The organism is Bradyrhizobium agreste, from assembly GCF_016031625.1.
GTDB classification, from domain to species: Bacteria; Pseudomonadota; Alphaproteobacteria; order Rhizobiales; family Xanthobacteraceae; genus Bradyrhizobium; species Bradyrhizobium agreste.
In genome coordinates this window covers 184,412-199,078 of record NZ_JACCHP010000006.1, presented here as the reverse complement: position 1 = coordinate 199,078, position 14,667 = coordinate 184,412, and the positions used below count along the sequence as shown (strand labels likewise).

Genomic DNA, 14,667 nt, shown 5'->3' with positions numbered 1-14,667 from the left:
CGCAGCCGGCCTTTTCGATTTCATCACGTGCCGATCAAACCTTGACCAGCGGGCCCTTCGAGGTCGGCCCCTTCGAGCCGCCGGGGCCGCCCGGCTTGGGCTTGCCCGGCGGACGCTTGCGGGCGCCAGGCAGCTTCTCCTGCTTCGGCGTGACCGGCCCCTCGACGAACTCGAAGCCGATCTTCTCCTTGGTCTCGTCGGCCTCGTCCTTGACCAGGACGACGCGGACGTGGCCGCCGCCCTTCAGCTTGCCGAACAGCACCTCGTCGGCCAACGGCTTCTTGATATGCTCCTGGATCACGCGGGCCATGGGACGTGCGCCCATCTGCTCGTCGTAGCCGTGCTGGATCAGCCAGGCCTTGGCCTCCTCGGACAGCTCGATGGTGACGTCGCGGTCGCCGAGCTGCGCCTCGAGCTGAAGCACGAACTTCTCGACCACTGTGCCGATCACCTCGACGCTGAGATGGCCGAACGAGACGATGGCATCGAGACGGTTGCGGAATTCCGGCGCGAACTGCCGGTTGATCGCCTCGTGGTCGTCGCCTTCGCGCTTGGAGCGGGTGAACCCGAATGCCTGCTTGGCGAGATCGGCCGCGCCCGCATTTGTGGTCATGATCAGGATCACGTTGCGGAAGTTGACCTGCTTGCCGTTGTGGTCGGTGAGCCGGCCGTGGTCCATGATCTGGAGCAGCACATTGTAGAGGTCGGGATGGGCCTTCTCGATCTCATCGAGCAGCACGACGCAGTGCGGATGCTGGTCGACGCCGTCAGTGAGCAGGCCGCCCTGGTCGAAGCCGACATAGCCGGGGGGCGCGCCGATCAGGCGCGACACGGTGTGCCGCTCCATGTATTCGGACATGTCGAAGCGCAACAGCTCGACCCCCAACGCGGCCGCGAGTTGCTTGGCCACCTCGGTCTTGCCGACGCCGGTGGGTCCTGAGAACAGGTAGCAGCCGATCGGCTTCTCCGGCTCGCGCAGGCCGGCGCGCGCCAGCTTGATCGAGGCGGCGAGCGATTCGATCGCCTTGTCCTGGCCGAACACGGTGCGCTTCAAGGTCTGCTCGAGATGCTTGAGCACCTCGGCATCGTCCTTCGACACGCTCTTCGGCGGGATCCGCGCCATCGAGGCGATCGTGGTCTCGATCTCCTTGATGCCGATAGTCTTCTTGCGCTTGTTCTCGGCGACCAGCATCTGCGCGGCGCCGGACTCGTCGATCACGTCGATCGCCTTGTCGGGCAGCTTGCGGTCGTGGATGTAGCGCGAGGAGAGCTGCACCGCAGCCTCGATCGCCTCATTGGTGTACTTCAGCCGGTGATAGTCCTCGAAGTACGGCTTGAGGCCCTTGAGGATCGCGATGGCGTCCTCGACCGTCGGCTCGTTGATGTCGATCTTCTGGAAGCGCCGCACCAGCGCGCGGTCCTTCTCGAAGTGCTGGCGATATTCCTTGTAGGTGGTCGAGCCCATGCAGCGGATCGTGCCAGAGGCCAGCGCCGGCTTGAGCAGGTTCGAGGCGTCCATCGCCCCGCCCGATGTCGCGCCTGCACCGATCACGGTGTGGATCTCGTCGATGAACAGGATCGCGTTGGGATGCGCCTCGAGCTCCTTGAGCACCTGCTTCAGGCGCTCCTCGAAGTCGCCGCGATAGCGCGTGCCGGCAAGCAGCGTACCCATGTCCAGGGAGAACACGGTGGCGGCCGCCAGCACCTCCGGCACCTCGCTGTCGACGATGCGCTTGGCGAGCCCTTCTGCGATCGCGGTCTTGCCGACGCCGGCTTCACCGACGAACAGCGGATTGTTCTTCTGCCGGCGGCACAGCACCTGGATCGCGCGGTTGATTTCGGAATTGCGTCCGATCACCGGATCGATCTTGCCGTCGCGCGCCTTCTTGTTGAGGTTAACGCAATAGGTCTCGAGCGCCTCGCCCTTCTTCTTGGCGTCCTCGTTGCCCTTGGCTTCGGTCTCCTCGTCGACGCCGCGCACGGGCCGCGCCTCGGAAACGCCCGGCCGCTTGGCAATGCCGTGGCTGATGTAGTTGACGGCATCGTAACGCGTCATGTCCTGCTCCTGCAGGAAATACGCGGCATGGCTCTCGCGTTCGGCGAAGATCGCGATCAGCACGTTGGCGCCGGTCACCTCTTCGCGACCGGACGACTGCACATGGATCACCGCGCGCTGGATCACGCGCTGGAAACCGGCGGTGGGCTTGGCGTCGTCGGCGCCGTCCGTCACCAGGTTCTCGAATTCGGTCTCAAGGTAGTTGACGAGGCTCGTACGGAGCTTGTCGAGATCGACGCTACAGGCGCGCATGACGGCGGCTGCATCGGAGTCGTCGATCAAGGAGAGCAAGAGATGTTCGAGCGTCGCGTATTGGTGATGACGCTCATTCGCGATCGCCAGCGCACGATGCAGGGATTGTTCAAGGCTTTGGGAAAAAGTCGGCATTCGCGTCCTCTATGGCCCCCACCATCATGATCGTCATCGCCCGGTCAGGCAACAACAACCTTTGTCACATATAGTTATACAAGACCGCGGCGAAAGACCGGTTCCGCGACTCGGCGGCGACACACTTGCGGTATTTTCGATGCAAAACCCGTTCCGATTTGGGCGGGATCGGCGCCGGCGCAGAATTCCGTAGTTTTGCCGGCTGCAGCCCGTCGCGCGCGGCCGCCGCGCGACAATCACACTGCGGCTTGCACAGGAGACGGCTTCAAGCGCGCCGCAAGCCGCCTTACTTCTTTTCCATCACGCATTGCAGCGGGTGCTGGTGCTTGCGGGCGAAATCCATCACCTGCGTCACCTTGGTTTCGGCGATCTCGTAGGTGAACACGCCGCACTCCCCGATCCCGTGATGATGGACGTGCAGCATGATCTTGGTCGCGGCTTCGACGTCCTTGTTGAAGAACTTCTCCAGCACGTGAACGACGAACTCCATTGGAGTGTAGTCGTCGTTCAGGATGAGCACACGATACAGGTTCGGCCGCTTGGTCTTGGGCTTGACCTTGGTGATGACCGACGTGCTCGGCCCCGAGGGAGTACCCGAACGGTTGTCGTCATTGCTCATGCGAGGCGCGTCGGCAGCGGCTGGCGCGGACTGATCGAGGCTGGAAGTCAATTGCAGCATGGCACAGGCGTTCAAATTCCCCACGGAAGCGAATGGCGGTCACCGCGCGACCCCTCCTTCGGAGCCTGGCGCAGGCGCGCCGCCTTGGATCGCCGCTCCCGGCAAATGCGGTTCAGGCCGGATCGCTCGCCAGCAATATGGCCCTGCCCCCGGCCCGCCGCAAGCACGCGGGGGTCCAGCCCATGCCGTCGCAGCAGTCCCGATTCCCGGTCCGGGCGATCCTGTTTAGGTTAATCAATCCGGAGGGATTTGACAAAAATTTCCGCCCGGCGCGCTTAGAACATGTTGACCAGGAACCCGGCCGTTAGCCCGCCCGCGACGGTTTTCCGCCAAACGCTCCGGTTTTCTACGGTCCAGTTTACCTGCGATTCAATGACGTGGCGCGAAATCGGGCAAAACACAGATTTCGGGGATCGTCATGTCTGGTCTGCCCCTCGTCAGCCGCCTAGGTCGACAACTCGCCCGTTTCGGAGCAGCCGAGCAAGGCAATATCGCAGTGATCTTCGCCATTGCGCTCGTTCCGATGCTGAGCTTCGTCGGCGCGGCGATCGACTATAGCCGCGCGGCCCAGGCGCGCACCGCGATGCAGTCAGCCCTCGATTCCACCGCGTTGATGCTGTCAAGGGACCTGTCGGCCGGCACCATCACCACGTCACAGATCTCCACCAAGGCGCAATCCTATTTCAACGCCCTGTTCACGGACACCAAGACCCTGCCGTCGGTCAGCGTCGCCGCGACCTATAACGCGAGCACCACGATCGGCTCGACGATCCAGCTCACCGGAACCGGCACCTACACCACCAGCTTCATGAAGATCGCCGGCTTCCCGACGCTCGACGTCGGCACCTCGTCCACCAGCGCCTGGGGCCTGACGCGCATGCGCGTGGCCCTGGTGCTCGACGTCACGGGATCGATGGCGTACGACGGCAAGATGCCGGCGATGCAGACGGCCGCGAAGAACCTGGTCGATCAGCTCAGCGCGCTCGCGAAGACCAACGGCGACGTCTACATCTCGATCGTGCCGTTTTCCAAGGACGTCAACGTCGGCAGCAGCAACTATGACAAGCCCTGGATCGACTGGAGCGACTGGGAAGCGGTGAATGGCACCTGCAGCGACAACGGGTACAAGCAACAGTCAAGCTGCGTGAGCGCCGGCAAGACCTGGACGCCGAAAAACCACAACAAGTGGACGGGCTGCATCACCGACCGCGACCAGGACTACGATACCAAGAACACGACTCCGGCGAGCAGCAATTCGGCCACGCTTTTCCCCGCCGAGCAATATTCCTACTGCAACTCCAGCAATTCGGCCTACATCCAGCCGATCATGCCGCTCAGCTACGATTGGGCCACGCTCAAGTCCCTGATCGACAAGTTGGTTCCGACCGGCAACACTAACCAAGGCATCGGCCTCGCCTGGGGCTGGATGACGCTATCGACTGGCGACCCCATGAATGCCCCGGCCAAGGACTCCAACTACACCTACAAGGACGCGATCGTCCTGCTCTCCGACGGTCTCAACACGCAGAACCGCTGGTACAGCGGTGCTTCGCAGATCGACGCTCGACAGAAGATCCTCTGCGACAACGCCAAGGCCCAGCCCTACAACATCACAATCTATACGGTGCAGGTGAACACCGGCAGCGATCCGACCTCGAGCGTGCTGCAATATTGCGCCAGCAGCAGCGACAAGTTCTATCTGGTGACCTCGGCGAGCCAGACCGTCTCGGTGTTCAAGGATATCGGCACTTCCCTGTCGAAGCTGCGCGTCGCACGCTGACGGTCCCATCGCTCACAACAAAAAAGCCCGGCTGGTTCAGCCGGGCTTTTCGATTCCAGGATGTCTCGAGACGTTACTGAGCGGCCGGGGTGAACTTCGACACGATGGTCTCGACCGGCTTGAACGCCTGCTTGGCGAGGTCGCTGTAGAGGCCGGCGATCTTCTGCGATTCCGCGACGAAGGTTTCGTAGGCGGAACGGGCAAAATCGGTCTGCGCTTCCATGGCCTTGTCCAGCGACTTCACGCCGGAAAGCTTCTCGACGAAGGACTTGGTGTCTTCGAACGACTTCTTCGTATAGTCGCCGTAGGCGCTGGCGATCGCCTGGAGCCCGTGCTGCACCGAGGTCGCGGAGGCAACGCACTGCTCGAACTGCTCTTTCCCGTAGTTCTGGAAGTCTTCAACCTTGAACATTTCGGAATCCTTTTCCCTGGCTCGCGTCGGGAAGCCCCGGCTCCCTGACTCCGCCCAAATTTAGTGCAACGCACAAAAAAGTCAAGAATCTTGTGCGTCGCACAAAATTCGGCGCAAATTGCAGAGATTCCCGGGGTTTCCCGCAAGGGTTCCTTAAGCTTTTGGAAACCGGCCCGCCCTACCTTGATTCCCTGGATGTGTTCACGTCCGCGAGCGGCCAAAAGCCGTTTGAGAACATCACCTTAGCCAGAACAGCGGCTCGGGTCCAACGTCCCCCGCGGCGAACACCAGCGGAGGGACAGCCTGAGCAGGTAATGATCCCGGGTCCGATGGGCACAATTTCGCCTCACGGGCCGGTGATCAAGTCAGAAACGGGGACGGGGTTCCATGCTTCGTAAAAACTTGTCTTCCTCGCGCTTGGCGCGGGTTGGCGTTTTGGGGCTTCTTACGGTCACCACCGCAGTCATCTTCACCTCCGACGCAGCCGAGGCGCGGCGCCATCGTCGACACCATGCGCACCACCGGGTGCAGCGCGATGTGTCCGAGAGCTCCAGCTCGAAGTTCGCGTCCATCATCGTCGACGGTAATTCCGGTGCAGTGCTCCAGGCGACAAGCCCTGACGGAATCCGTCATCCGGCCTCGCTGACCAAGATCATGACGCTCTATCTGCTGTTCGAGCGCCTCGAATCCGGCAAGATGAAGCTCGACACCGAGATGCCGGTGTCGAAGCACGCCGCCGACCAGGATCCAACCAAGCTGAATCTGCGTGCCGGCCAGACCATTCGTGTCGAGGACGCCATCAAGGGCCTCGTCACCCGATCTGCCAACGACGCCGCGGTGGTGATCGCCGAAGCCATCGCAGGCGACGAGGACGCCTTTGCCCAGATGATGACGCGCAAAGCGCGCGCTCTCGGTATGTCCAGGACCGTCTACCGCAACGCCAACGGTCTTCCCAACGACGAGCAGGTCACGACCGCGCGCGACCAGGCCACGCTCGGCCGCGCCATTCAGGAGCGCTTCCCGCGCTACTATCGCTATTTCGCGACCTCGACCTTCAATTGGCGCGGACAGTCGATCCGCAACCACAATCACCTGCTCGGCAGCGTCGAAGGCGTGGACGGCATCAAGACCGGCTACACTCGCGCCTCCGGCTTCAACCTCGTCAGCTCGATGCGCCGCGGCAACCGCCACCTGATCGGCGTGGTGCTCGGCGGCCGCAGCGGCGGCTCGCGCGACGCCATCATGCGCAACCTGCTCGCGGAGAACCTCGAAAAAGGCGCCACCGTCCGCACCGTCGCCGCAGTCACGGAACGCAACGGCGCTGAAGCCAACACCGATGTCGCCGATGCGTCGGACGTGCCGGCACGTGCGGCTCCGCAGGTTCAGGCCGCTGCGGCCCCTGCTCCGGAAGCCGCTCCGTCGCGCCTTGCCGCACGCCTGTCGACGCTGGCCGCAGCGACTGCGGCGATGCCGCCCGCTCAGCCCAAACCGGAAGCTCGGCCGACGGAGTCCAAGGTGGAGCCGGCGCCGCTCACCAATGGCGTGATCTCGAGCCAGCCGCTCTCCATCATCCCCGGTTCGTCCGAGCCTATGAAGCCGGTTCGGGTCAAGACCGTTCAGGTCAGGGCTGGCGCCGTGAAGGTCGCTTCCGCGGCTCCCGCCCAGGCTGGTGTCCAGGTCGTTGCGCCGCCCGTCACCAGCACCGTCCCGCCCCGTTCCGATGTCGCGGAAACCTCCGGCGCCGTCGTCGCCAGGGCAGATCTCATCAACAAGCCGGAGACGGTGAGCCAGCCGGAAGCGCCGAAGACCGAGATGGCCCGCGCCGAACTGCCGCGGCAGCCCGCGGGGTTCGGCACCGGCAACGGCATCCTCGGCGTGCTGCCGGCCGCAACTGCCGCTGCACCCGTTCCCGCCGCTCCGAAGCTCGCGTCGGCCGACCCGGCGCCACAGGCGATCCAGATGAGCGCCACCACCAGGCCCGCCGTCACCCACAGCGGCTGGATCGTCCAGGTCGGCGCGCTCGAGAGCGAGAACGAAGCTCAGCAGCGCATCGATGCGGCCCGCAACTCGGCCCGTGGCCTGCTCAGCAAGGCGGACCCGTTCACCGAGCCTGTCGTCGCCAAGGACAATCGCAAGCTTTACCGCGCCCGCTTCGCCGGGCTTGAGCGCGATCAGGCCGAAGCCGTCTGCCGCACCTTGAAGCGTGCAGAGATCTCCTGCATCACCGTTCGCAACTGATCTCCTTCTCCGCTCCAGACCAAATGCCCGCGCCTTGCGCGGGCATTTTCGTTTGGTGCGGCGGCGACGGCTGAGCCGTTCACGAGGGCTGTTCTACAACAACCTCTCGTCAAGGATTTACGGTTAAAACTTTGCTCAAGGGATCGACCACGCCGACAAGGGCGGGCGACGGCAGACAGAGCAAACAGAGCTCACGCGGTACGGGCGTTTGTAGCGTAGTGCCGGAGTTAGCCGTTATGCGTGCGAAGCAGAGTATCCTTGGCCTCGTTTACCCGGGCAGCGAGATACGTCGAGCCCCCCTGGTCGGGATGGAGTTTCTTCATCAGGGATTTGTGGGCCCGGCTGATCTCGTCGCGCCCCGCTCCCGGCTGCAAGCCAAGGATCTGATAGGCTTCCTCCGCCGTCATTTTGCTGCTCGCCGCCGTGCGGCGCTGCCGCCCTGCCGCATCGCCCTGCGCGTTCTGACGCCAAGCGGGAAACCGGCGGTCCAAATAGCTTTCAAGTAGGGCCACGCTCTCGGCGTCGAACGTCGGGACCATCGCAAGCAAGGCGGCGAGATCGAACTCGTCTAGATTGCGCCCGGCATGAGGCCCTGCGACGATCTGGCCAGAAAGCTTGCCGGAATCGTGGTCGAGCCGCATGTCCAGGAATTGCGATCGCACCCGCGAGGCCTGCCCGGACGGGCGCGTCGCACCGCCGCCGAACAGCCCGCCGACATTGCCGAAGCCGGCATTCGCCAGTGGCGTCCAGCCGAGCAGCCCGGCGCCGAAAATTCCGAGCGGGATCGCAACCGCCAGTTCGCCGCGCAAGCCAGTGAAGGCCGCAACCGCCAGCGCCAGCACGCCGCCGCCGAACTTGATGGTGCGCGCCAGTACCGCCGGATTGGCGGAGCGGAACATCTGGAGCAGCAGGTACAGCGTGATAACGGCGACAGCGCCGGCGATCAGAGTCATGGCCGGAATATAGTCGTGCTCTTGTCAAAAAGCATGGGACACCGCCGCAAGCCGCACTGGCCTAGCCGCTATTTCATCTGGCTGATCAGCTTCGCCGCGCCACTCACGCTTCCAGCCAGCCTCAGCAGCGCCTCACGTCCACCTGCGGCATAGGCCGCAGCCGCCCGCAACAGCTCGCGCAGCTGCGCCGCCGCACCGGGATCGAACCGGCACCAGGCACCGCCAGTCAGCCGCGCGATTTCGCGGAAGGCTTGTTCGGCGACCGCGTCATGGCCCTCCTGAAACATGAATACGGGCACCTTGAGCATGCCGAGCTCGCCGGCCTTGGCGCAGAGCTCGTCGATATCTTCCTCCATGGCATCGCCGACGAAGACCACGGCCCGCACGCCGGATGCGACTGCCTCGCGCCTGGCCTCGCTCAGGACCTTGCCGATCTGGGTATCGCCGCCGCGGCAATCGATCTTGCTCATCAGGGTCGCCAGCTTGGCGCTGTCGGAAATCCAAGCCGTGGCGCGGCACTCGTTGAAGCCGCGATAATAGACCAGCCGGATGTCGAGACTGCCGAGCGCTGCGGTCTCGCGAAACATGTCGGCCTGGAGCGCGCACGCCATGTCCCAGGTCGGCTGCCGGCTCATGGTCGCATCCAGCGCGAAGATCAGCCGCCCCCTCGCGCCCGGGGCATGCGGGGAGAGAGCCCGCGCCTTGGCAACGAACGCGGCGATGTCTTCCGAGGTTGAGGTTTGCGCTTGCGGCAACGCGCCATCTGCTCGCGCCGAAACGGCATCGCGGCCGCGCGGTTTGATGGGTTCGCCCGACATCGCAGCTACACCTTGCGTCAGCAGCTAATGTGGTCGGCGCATGCGGCCCGGTCAATGCGCAAAGCCTCCGCGGGCGGGCGCCGGCGGAGGCTTCGACAATTGGTGTAGCCGAGCGGCGGCGTCAGCTCGGTCGCTCTTGGAAGTCAGTCTCTTGGACGTCAGCTATTGGAAGTCAGCTCTTGGCAGGTGCCATCAGGGCGACCGGGCCCGGCTCGAGGATCTTGGGCGGGGCGGACTGCGTGTCGACCGGCGCCACCTCGCTGTCGGTCGCACTCAGGAACTTGTCGAGCATGCCCTGGATCGAGCTTTTTGCCACATCCGGACCGGTATCGCGCATGTCGTTGTGCTGGAATTCGGTCTTCACGACCTGGATGCCCGCCTTCTCACATTCCTCCTCGGTCGGAATCACCCCGGCGTCAGCCTTGAACTGGGGATCCTGGGAGCGGAACGACAGGATCTTGAACTTGCCGGCGGTGACAAAGGGCACGCGCAGATTGTCAAGGGTGACGACCTTCTTGACCTCGTCCGGATACTGCTTGGCGAAGTACATGGTGATGTCGCCGCCCATGGAATGGCCGACCATCGTCACCTTGTCGTAGTCGGCATTGGGCTGAACCTTCTTCATCTCCTGCATGGCGAGATGGATGTTGGCGACGCCGCGAAGGATCTGCGGCAGCCGGCCGACATAGAGCTCGCCGGGCTTGGTGACCATCGGAGGATCGGTTGGCAGATCATGCTGCGGGCTCACGACCATGTAGCCGCGCGCAGCGAAGATGTTGGCGAGGAAGCCGTACTCGGTGTTCTTGACGGTGTTGCCATGATTGATCACTGCGACGGGCAGCTTGATCATGCCGGCATTGGCCTGCATTTCCTTGTCGCGGCGCACCGCGATGGAAACGGGCACCGGACGGTTGTCGCGCGAGGCATCGTAGAATGTGATGGTCTCGTGCTTGATCGCCCACTTGCTCGCCGTGAAATAGGCGATGCCGCAGAGGGCACTGACCGAAACCAGAACGGCAATTCCACGCTTCATTTTCGTCCTCAGCCTCAAGCCTAAGCGGCCTGAATCCCTGTTGAAAATCGTGTTCTCCGGGGGCTCTTCGGCCCCTTGTCGCCTATTCCCTAATATATGTCACAGCAGCGTGACAGGAAGGCTAAATGTTGTGAACCGGCAGCCCTTTCATTGTGCTTTGCACTCGTTCCGTGAGCACCCCATTCTCATACCGCTACGTCAGGGTGCAGGTCCCTATTCGACGCAACCGGTCTCGATTGGGTTCGACCCGCAGTAATGCAGCGTGAAAACGCGCGTGGCGCCGGCCGGGTTCCCGCACCCGCCGGGGGCCCGGAACGGCCGGAAGTAGCGCTATACCGCGGCGTCAGGCGCCGAGGATATCATGGACCTCGAGTGGCTTGTCCACCTGGCTGAACCACTCGGCCCGGTTGGCCGCGCGGCGGCGACCGCGCTCGTCGAGCGGAAGCTTGAGCTGGCGGAGCAGGCTCGTCACCTCCTCCCGCGCAGTGAGATGGCCGAGGTTGGGCCGCATGCCGAGCGTGGCCTCGTCGATATCGTCCAGGGCGGTCAGGCCGCGGGGGAAGAATTCGCGGTAGACGACGCGCTCGGCGAAGCCGTCGACGTAGCGAAAGCCGAGCCGCAGCGACAGATCCTTCAGGCCATCGGCCACCAGTTGCTTGTTGCGCGAGCCGAGCATGGAAAGGCGGTTGCGCACGACGATCCAGTCGGTGGTCGCGCCGTCGAGCTGCCGGCGCTTGCGCCTGACGTCACGCACCATCTCGGCGTAATGGCTCTCGCCCGTCACCGCGTAAGTCGCGGGATCGACGGTGCCGAGCACGTCGAAATCGAGGAAGCTGTCGTTGATTGGCGTGACCAGGGTGTCGGCCATCGAATGTGCGAGCCGCATCAGATAGCTGTCGGTGCCGGGCGTATCGATGACGATGAAGTCGAACCTGCTCTCGACCGCGGAGACGGCTTCCATGAACTGCTGGAACTCGGAATTCTCGTTCTCGGCAATCTGCATGGTCTCGCCGAGCTTGATGCAGCGATGCACCGGAAGCTCGAGATCGAGCTTGGTACGTTGCGCCCATGCCGACCGGTTGCTGATGTAGCGCGTGAAGCTCTGCTGGCGGCAGTCGAGGTCGATGGTGGCGACGCGCTGGCCGGCCTTCAGAAGTGCAACGGCGATGTGCAAGGCGGTGGTCGATTTGCCGGAGCCGCCCTTCTCATTGCCGAGCACAACCACATGCGCCGAGCCGGATTGGCCTTGGCTAGCCTGCACAAGCATGGCGATCCTCAACACCCCTTGCGAATATCTTCGAGTTGACAGCGTCAGCGGTCAAGTGAAATGCGTGACAGGTGATGCAAATTGCAATGCGCCGTTCCTCGCGATGAATCGCGGCGCCGTCTTTCGTCTGTAATTGCGCGGGATGCTGTGCCGCATCCGGATGCATGGCGTCCATGATCTCCGCTTGTTAAGGTTAGCCGGCCGGGCGCGACGCCCGCACCTGCGCTGCTTTCCAATCGTCGAGTCCCGATGTCAGCAAGCCCATTGATCGCCCGCACGGTCCCCGCCCTGCGACGCGCCGTCGACAATCTCCGCAAGCGAAAGGCCACGATCGCGCTGGTCCCGACCATGGGGGCGCTCCATGACGGGCATGTGTCGCTGGTTCGCCTCGCCAAGCGGCGCGCCAGCCGCGTCGTGGTGTCGATCTTCGTCAACCCGACCCAGTTCGCCCCGACCGAGGATTTCGGTGCCTATCCGCGCACCTGGAGGGCCGACATCGCCAAGCTCGCGGCCGAGGACGTCGATATCGTCTGGCACCCGGGCGTCGCGGCCATGTATCCGGATGGCTTTGCCACCCGCATCGTGCCGGAGGGGCCGGCGCTCGCCGGCCTCGAGGACCGCTTCCGCCCGCACTTCTTCGGCGGCGTCGCCACGGTCGTCGGCAAGCTGTTCACGCAGTGCCGGCCGGATGTCGCAATCTTCGGCGAAAAGGATTTCCAGCAATTGCGGGTGGTGACGCAGATGGCGCGCGACCTCGACCTCGGCGTCAACGTGATCGGCTCCCGCACCGTGCGCGAGCGCGACGGACTCGCGATGTCCTCGCGCAACGTCTACCTCTCGCCCGAGGAGCGCCAGACCGCCCCCGTCCTCTACCGCGCCATGAAAGAGAGCGCCGGGCGCATCCGTGCGGGCGATGCGATCGCGCCGGCGATGGCGGGGGGCGCCGAGATGATCAAGGCCGCCGGCTTTGCCCTCGACTATTTCGAGCTGCGCCACGCCGAGACGTTGGCACCGGTCACATCGCGCAAGGACGGCCGCTTGCGGATCCTGGTCGCCGCCAAGCTCGGCACCGTCAGGCTGATCGACAATATCGCGGTTTAGAGTAGCCCGAGGTCACGCAGCTCGCGCCGCATCGGCTCCGGCATTGCCGCAATCGAGCCGGCCGCAGACTTGCCGAGATCGGCCGGCGCGGAATCGTCGGTCAGATAGCGCCAGCCCTGGAACGGTCGCATCGGCCGCGGCGAGACCGAGATCACCTTCGGCTGCATCACGATGCGGCAGCGCCCGATGCCGTCCTTGTCGCGGAACGGCTCGATGCCGATGATCTTTTCGCGCGCGGCGATCTCGCCCTTGATCACCCAGTAGAGCGAACCGCCGGCGAGGATCTCGGCATCGCGCTTGGGCACCATGCGGGTGATGTGGATGTGATGTTGCGGCAGACCCTTCTTCTTGGCGGTCTGCATCCGTTCGGCCACCCACTCCTTCAATTCCTTGACGGAGTCGCAGCCGACGGCGAGCTTGATCAGATGGAGTGGCATGCCCAAGCATTAGCCGGGCAGCGGCGCATTTGGAATGCCGATCTACTCGTTATCCGCAGGCGCGGGAGCAGCGGTCGAGGCCGGCGGCGGCGCGAGCGGAACCGGCGCCACAGGCGCACGCGCAGCCTTTTGGGCCGGCGGCTTCTTCGCAGCCGGCGGGCTTGATGCCGGCGGCGCTGCGGCCTGTGCGGAGGCCGCGGCCGGCGCACGCGGTGCCGCCGCCGCATTTGCGGCCGGCGCCGCCTGGCGCGTCGCCGCCGTGGACGGCTCCGGATTCATGATGCTTACCGGCGGTGTCGAGGACGCGCTCGGGAACTCGGCATTGGTCGGCCTGCCCGTCGGCAACGACGGCGGCAATCCGGCGAGCGCGGCGTTCGCCGGCATCGCCGGCGCTGCTGCGGGTGCGTTCCAGGTCGGCGCATAGCGCGCGACCAGCGTCTCGTAGAGATGGGAGTCCATGTTGGCCGCGACCTGCTGCTGGTCGGTCAGCGAGCGGAACGCGGCGCAATCGAACTGCGTGCAGCCGTCGCGTGCCACCAGCACATGCGCAACGAGGCCGTAGCGATCGCGCTCGAGCGATTTGCGCAGCACCTTCATGTCCAAGGTCAGGCTCTTCTCCGCCGTGGCGACATCTCCGAGCGCGGTCAGCCGGTCGATCCTGACGGCCGTGGAGGAGACCGCCGCAGCCGCAGCATCAGGCGCGCCGAACAGCGCCTTCTCGCAGCCGGCGGCGACGACATCGCCGGCGAGATCGTCGAGACAGGACAGCGCAGGCAGGCTCGCGCTCACCACAGCTTGCGCGCGCGCCTCGGCCGGAGCGGACGGCGCGTCCGGTGCATAGAGACGCATCGTGGCTGCGCCGGCGATCGCGATGGATAGCAGGGTAATGACGGTCAGCGCCCCGTTCGCGACCGATCTGTCGGCGCGCAACAGCGCGATCAGCAGGATAAGCCCGAAGAATCCGGCAGCCGCCAGCGTCATCCACATCGGGAAGGCCGGCGAACGCCAGATTTGGTCGAGCGAAGTGGCCCATGCCCAGTTCATGCGCGACGTCCCCTCACGCGAGCAAAGAGCGGATGGTCAAGCGAGCACCGCGAGTCGGCAACTGCCCCACCACTCACGTTGTGAGGGTGAAGCGGGCCTTTTGACGGCGGCAGAACACAATTCCCGGGAGGCACCTATGCGCTGACGGCGTCAGCGTTCAGGAGAGCGCGAGCTGGCTTTCCTTGGCAACGCGCTCGAAGGCTTCGGTCGAGCTTTTGATCCGGTACTGGCAGTCGTCGCCTTCGGTCGGAAGCAGACGGATGACCTCATACGCGCCGCTCGCGGCCGGACGCGCGACATTGCTGGCCGTGAACAGGACGCGCGTTCCCACGGGGAATTTGTGCTTCAACACCCTCTCCATCACTCAAACAGCGCCGGCCTCGCCCAGTGTCCCACTGCGATGGCCGGCCGGAAACCCGGGCCGCTGTATAGCACGCGTCGCGCCGTTTTGGCCAGCGCCAT

Annotated in this window: 14 protein-coding genes; 3 read left to right on the top strand and 11 right to left on the bottom strand. The window is 64.4% G+C overall.

Annotated features, from left to right (window positions below; genetic code table 11):
• Positions 1-34: 34 nt before the first annotated feature.
• Both clpA and clpS read right to left on the bottom strand, forming a co-directional pair.
• Positions 35-2,443: an ATP-dependent Clp protease ATP-binding subunit ClpA gene (gene clpA, locus HZZ13_RS11185; RefSeq protein WP_197959657.1), complete on the bottom strand. Its 2,409-nt coding sequence runs from the start codon at positions 2,441-2,443 to the stop codon at positions 35-37.
• Between the two features lie 286 nt (positions 2,444-2,729).
• On the bottom strand, positions 2,730-3,062 hold the full coding sequence (gene clpS, locus HZZ13_RS11180) for an ATP-dependent Clp protease adapter ClpS (protein WP_197947744.1): 333 nt from the start codon (positions 3,060-3,062) through the stop codon (positions 2,730-2,732).
• A 478-nt stretch (positions 3,063-3,540) separates the two neighbouring features.
• On the opposite strand from clpS, the gene HZZ13_RS11175 reads away from it, so the two are divergent.
• Positions 3,541-4,902, top strand: a complete 1,362-nt coding sequence (locus HZZ13_RS11175; protein WP_197959656.1) for a TadE/TadG family type IV pilus assembly protein — start codon at positions 3,541-3,543, stop codon at positions 4,900-4,902.
• A gap of 73 nt (positions 4,903-4,975) precedes the next feature.
• Here the strand turns inward: HZZ13_RS11175 and HZZ13_RS11170 are convergent, their stop codons facing one another.
• Positions 4,976-5,314, bottom strand: a complete 339-nt coding sequence (locus tag HZZ13_RS11170; RefSeq protein WP_128920536.1) for a phasin family protein — start codon at positions 5,312-5,314, stop codon at positions 4,976-4,978.
• Positions 5,315-5,701: 387 nt separating this feature from the next.
• Here HZZ13_RS11170 and HZZ13_RS11165 point away from each other — a divergent pair, with 387 nt between their 5' ends.
• A complete protein-coding gene (locus HZZ13_RS11165; protein ID WP_197959655.1) occupies positions 5,702-7,552 on the top strand; it encodes a D-alanyl-D-alanine carboxypeptidase in 1,851 nt (616 codons plus the stop codon).
• A 227-nt stretch (positions 7,553-7,779) separates the two neighbouring features.
• Here HZZ13_RS11165 and HZZ13_RS11160 read toward each other — a convergent pair whose 3' ends face one another.
• From HZZ13_RS11160 to HZZ13_RS11140, 5 genes are all read right to left on the bottom strand, one after another.
• On the bottom strand, positions 7,780-8,505 hold the full coding sequence (locus HZZ13_RS11160) for a DnaJ domain-containing protein (protein ID WP_197959654.1): 726 nt from the start codon (positions 8,503-8,505) through the stop codon (positions 7,780-7,782).
• A gap of 68 nt (positions 8,506-8,573) precedes the next feature.
• Positions 8,574-9,323: a vWA domain-containing protein gene (locus tag HZZ13_RS11155; RefSeq protein ID WP_197959653.1), complete on the bottom strand. Its 750-nt coding sequence runs from the start codon at positions 9,321-9,323 to the stop codon at positions 8,574-8,576.
• A 172-nt stretch (positions 9,324-9,495) separates the two neighbouring features.
• Positions 9,496-10,356 (bottom strand): alpha/beta fold hydrolase, encoded by an 861-nt coding sequence (locus tag HZZ13_RS11150; RefSeq protein WP_197959652.1) that lies wholly within the window; start codon positions 10,354-10,356, stop codon positions 9,496-9,498.
• 343 nt (positions 10,357-10,699) lie between these two features.
• A complete protein-coding gene (locus HZZ13_RS11145) occupies positions 10,700-11,623 on the bottom strand; it encodes a division plane positioning ATPase MipZ (protein ID WP_197959651.1) in 924 nt (307 codons plus the stop codon).
• On the bottom strand, positions 11,607-11,798 hold the full coding sequence (locus HZZ13_RS11140; protein ID WP_197959650.1) for a hypothetical protein: 192 nt from the start codon (positions 11,796-11,798) through the stop codon (positions 11,607-11,609). The genes HZZ13_RS11145 and HZZ13_RS11140 overlap by 17 nt, the downstream gene beginning before the upstream one ends.
• Before the next feature lie 74 nt (positions 11,799-11,872).
• Here HZZ13_RS11140 and panC point away from each other — a divergent pair, with 74 nt between their 5' ends.
• Complete coding sequence (gene panC, locus HZZ13_RS11135) at positions 11,873-12,724, top strand: pantoate--beta-alanine ligase (protein ID WP_197959649.1); 852 nt, start codon at positions 11,873-11,875, stop codon at positions 12,722-12,724.
• Here the strand turns inward: panC and HZZ13_RS11130 are convergent.
• From HZZ13_RS11130 to HZZ13_RS11120, 3 genes are all read right to left on the bottom strand, one after another.
• Entirely contained in the window at positions 12,721-13,161 is a 441-nt protein-coding gene (locus tag HZZ13_RS11130) for a DUF1489 family protein (RefSeq protein WP_197959648.1), read from the bottom strand. The genes panC and HZZ13_RS11130 overlap by 4 nt on opposite strands.
• Positions 13,162-13,203: 42 nt before the next feature.
• Positions 13,204-14,205 (bottom strand): hypothetical protein, encoded by a 1,002-nt coding sequence (locus tag HZZ13_RS11125; RefSeq protein ID WP_197959647.1) that lies wholly within the window; start codon positions 14,203-14,205, stop codon positions 13,204-13,206.
• Between the two features lie 157 nt (positions 14,206-14,362).
• On the bottom strand, positions 14,363-14,566 hold the full coding sequence (locus HZZ13_RS11120) for a hypothetical protein (RefSeq protein ID WP_085969273.1): 204 nt from the start codon (positions 14,564-14,566) through the stop codon (positions 14,363-14,365).
• Between the last annotated feature and the right edge of the window lie 101 nt (positions 14,567-14,667).